Raw genomic sequence first — 3,268 nt, forward strand, 5'->3', positions numbered from 1 at the left:
GTGACCTACTTTCGCATGGGCAAGTGCCACACTATCATCGGCGCAAAGCAGTTTCACGGTCCTGTTCGGGATGGGAAGGGGTGGTTCCCGCTCGCTATGGCCGCCAGGGTAAAAGGTTGGTCGCCGGGACTTATCCCAACAACCAGAAACAGAAGAAGCAACAACTTCAAGTCAGATTTTGCGTATCGCTCGCTCACACAGCCGAATGTCTCGACTTATAGGATCAAGCCGCACGGGCAATTAGTATCGGTTAGCTTAACGCATTACTGCGCTTCCACACCCGACCTATCAACGTCCTGGTCTCGAACGACCCTTCAGGGGAATCAAGTTCCCTGGGAAGTCTCATCTTGAGGCAAGTTTCGCGCTTAGATGCTTTCAGCGCTTATCTTTTCCGCATATAGCTACCCGGCGATGCGACTGGCGTCACAACCGGTACACCAGAGATGCGTCCACTCCGGTCCTCTCGTACTAGGAGCAGCCCCCCTCAAACTTCCAACGCCCACTGCAGATAGGGACCAAACTGTCTCACGACGTTTTAAACCCAGCTCACGTACCACTTTAAATGGCGAACAGCCATACCCTTGGGACCGGCTACAGCCCCAGGATGTGATGAGCCGACATCGAGGTGCCAAACTCCGCCGTCGATATGAACTCTTGGGCGGAATCAGCCTGTTATCCCCGGAGTACCTTTTATCCGTTGAGCGATGGCCCTTCCATTCAGAACCACCGGATCACTATGTCCTGCTTTCGCACCTGCTCGACTTGTCGGTCTCGCAGTTAAGCCATCTTTTGCCATTGCACTATCAGTACGATGTCCGACCGTACCTAGATGACCTTCGAACTCCTCCGTTACTCTTTGGGAGGAGACCGCCCCAGTCAAACTGCCTACCATACACGGTCCCCGATCCGGATTACGGACCAAGGTTAGAACCTCAAACACACCAGGGTGGTATTTCAAGGGCGGCTCCACTGAAACTAGCGTTCCAGCTTCATAGCCTCCCACCTATCCTACACAAGTCTGTTCAAAGTCCAATGTAAAGCTACAGTAAAGGTTCACGGGGTCTTTCCGTCTAGCAGCGGGGAGATTGCATCTTCACAAACATTTCAACTTCGCTGAGTCTCGGGTTGAGACAGTGTGGCCATCGTTACGCCATTCGTGCGGGTCGGAACTTACCCGACAAGGAATTTCGCTACCTTAGGACCGTTATAGTTACGGCCGCCGTTTACCGGGGCTTCGATCAAGAGCTTGCACCCCATCACTTAACCTTCCGGCACCGGGCAGGCGTCACTCCGTATACGTCCACTTTCGTGTTGGCACAGAGCTGTGTTTTTATTAAACAGTCGCAGCCACCTATTCTCTGCGACCCCTTTCAGCTCCCTCCGCAGGGAGTTCACCTAATAGGGGCACACCTTCTCCCGAAGTTACGGTGTCAATTTGCCGAGTTCCTTAACCCGAGTTCTCTCAAGCGCCTTGGTATTCTCTACCTACCCACCTGTGTCGGTTTGCGGTACGGTCAATTGTGAACTGAAGCTTAGAGGCTTTTCCTGGAAGCTTGGGATTACTCACTTCAGGTCCGTAGACCCTCGTTATCACGCCTCAGCATTGGTTCGCCGGATTTGCCTGACGATCCTGCCTACACGCTTGAACCAACTATTCCAACAGTTGGCTGAGCTACCCTTCTCCGTCCCCCCATCGCATTCACAACTGGTACGGGAATTTTAACCCGTTTCCCATCGACTACGCTTTTCAGCCTCGCCTTAGGGGCCGACTCACCCTACGCCGATGAACGTTGCGTAGGAAACCTTGGGTTTTCGGCGAGCGGGAATTTCACCCGCTTTATCGCTACTCATGTCAGCATTCGCACTTCTGATACCTCCAGCATCCTTCTCAAGACACCTTCACAGGCCTACAGAACGCTCTCCTACCATATGTACTAAAGTACATATCCGCAGCTTCGGTTATATGCTTGAGCCCCGTTACATCTTCCGCGCAGGACGACTCGACCAGTGAGCTATTACGCTTTCTTTAAATGATGGCTGCTTCTAAGCCAACATCCTGGCTGTCTATGCCTTCCCACCTCGTTTACCACTTAGCATATCATTTGGGACCTTAGCTGGCGGTCTGGGTTGTTTCCCTCTTGACAATGGACGTTAGCACCCACTGTCTGTCTCCCAGGCTCATACTTGACGGTATTCGGAGTTTGCCATGGGTTGGTAAATCGCAATGATCCCCTAGCCATAACAGTGCTCTACCCCCGTCAGTAATACCTGAGGCACTACCTAAATAGTTTTCGGAGAGAACCAGCTATTTCCGGATTTGTTTAGCCTTTCACCCCTATCCACAGCTCATCCCCTAATTTTGCAACATTAGTGGGTTCGGACCTCCAGTGCGTGTTACCGCACCTTCATCCTGGCCATGGATAGATCATCCGGTTTCGGGTCTACACCCAGCAACTAAACGCCCTGTTCGGACTCGCTTTCGCTTCGCCTCCCCTATCCGGTTAAGCTCGCTACTGAATGTAAGTCGCTGACCCATTATACAAAAGGTACGCAGTCACCCCACGAAGGGGCTCCCACTGTTTGTATGCATCCGGTTTCAGGTTCTATTTCACTCCCCTCCCGGGGTTCTTTTCGCCTTTCCCTCACGGTACTGGTTCACTATCGGTCGATCACGAGTATTTAGCCTTGGAGGATGGTCCCCCCATCTTCAAACAGGATTTCACGTGTCCCGCCCTACTTTTCGTACGCTTAGTATCACGAGTGTGTTTTCGAATACGGGGCTATCACCCATTATCGCTGGCCTTTCCAGACCATTCTTCTAACACTCCCGCTATCACGTACAGGCTCTTCCGCGTTCGCTCGCCACTACTTGCGGAATCTCGGTTGATTTCTTTTCCTCCGGCTACTTAGATGTTTCAGTTCGCCGGGTTCGCTCCTCTGTACCTATGTATTCAGTACAGGGTGACCCCTAAGGGCCGGGTTTCCCCATTCGGACATCGTGGGATCAATGCTCCATTGCCAACTCCCCCACGCTTTTCGCAGGCTTGCACGTCCTTCATCGCCTGTGATCGCCAAGGCATCCACCAGATGCACTTAGTCGCTTGATCCTATAAGTGGAAACACTTACAGGTGTTTGCGAATACATGATTTCTGCGACTTACAGTAATCATGTCGATACAATCTGACCCGATTAAACACTTTGCAACCTGGCTGTTACCCCAGACTGCATCGTCTTCTCGTTGTCACTTCTTCCGTTTTGTTAAAGATC

Annotated in this window: 2 rRNA genes; both read right to left on the bottom strand. The window is 52.0% G+C overall.

Annotated features, from left to right (window positions below):
* Window positions 1-108: ribosomal RNA gene (gene rrf, locus Q352_RS0117860) — 5S ribosomal RNA — on the bottom strand; the annotation flags it as partial.
* 111 nt (window positions 109-219) lie between these two features.
* Window positions 220-3,107, bottom strand: a 23S ribosomal RNA gene (locus tag Q352_RS0117865).
* Window positions 3,108-3,268 lie beyond the last annotated feature (161 nt).

This window comes from Microvirgula aerodenitrificans DSM 15089 (genome assembly GCF_000620105.1).
Taxonomy (GTDB): Bacteria; Pseudomonadota; Gammaproteobacteria; order Burkholderiales; family Aquaspirillaceae; genus Microvirgula; species Microvirgula aerodenitrificans.